1 protein-coding gene is annotated in these 969 nt (G+C 49.1%); it reads left to right on the plus strand.

Going from position 1 to position 969, the window contains the following annotated elements; genetic code table 11:
- A partial coding sequence (locus AC2VE5_RS28305) for a pyridoxal phosphate-dependent aminotransferase (protein WP_486890828.1) occupies positions 1–895 on the plus strand: 895 nt, incomplete at its 5' end.
- Between the last annotated feature and the right edge of the window lie 74 nt (positions 896–969).

The raw sequence follows: 969 nt of genomic DNA on the forward strand, positions 1-969 counted from the left end.
AAATGTTCTGGTCACCAATGGCGGCAAGCAATCCCTGTTTAACTTAATGCTGGCCCTATTGGAGCCGGGGGAGGAGGTGATTATTCCTGCCCCTTACTGGTTGAGCTATCCAGAAATGGTCAAGCTTGCGGGGGGTATCCCTGTGATTGTCGAAACCAATGCCCAAGCCAGGTTTAAGATCACGCCGTCCCAACTGCGGCAAGCAGTGACCCCCAAAACCCGGCTGTTTATTCTCAATTCCCCTTCTAATCCCACTGGCATGGTCTACACCCCGGATGAAATCCGGGCGATCGCTAAGGTAGTGGTAGAGGAAGATATTTTGGTGGTTTCAGATGAAATTTATGAAAAAATTCTCTACGATGATGCTGAACATTTAAGTATTGGGGCGGTAGGACCGGAAACATATCAACACACCATCGTCAGCAGTGGGTTTGCCAAGGCCTATGCGATGACCGGCTGGCGGTTGGGATATTTAGTTGGCCCGGTGGAGTTAATCAAAGCAGTCACCAGTATTCAAAGTCACAGTACTTCCAACGTCTGCACCTTTGCTCAATACGGCGGTGTTGCTGCTCTAGAAGGGTCTCCAGACTGCGTTGAACAAAAGCGGCAGGCGTTTGCCAACCGTCGTCAGGGGATGCTAGAGCATCTTTATGGAATTCCGGGACTGTCTGGCCCCAAGCCTGAGGGCGCTTTTTATCTATTTGTCGATATCAGTAAAACCGGCTTAAAGTCCTTAGAATTTTGCGAAAAGTTGCTGCAATCTCATCAGGTGGCGGCAATTCCAGGGAGTGCCTTTGGGGCTGATGACAACATTCGTCTCTCCTATGCCACCGACATTCCGACCATTGAAAAGGGCATGAACCGTCTCTCAGACTTTGTGCAATCTTTGCTTTAAAGTGGCTTTACAGCAGGGATGTCCAAAGAATTCCACTTCTTTCTCATTAACGATGGTCTTTGACCGCCACTTGT

This window comes from Aliterella sp. E5.1, from assembly GCF_057473825.1.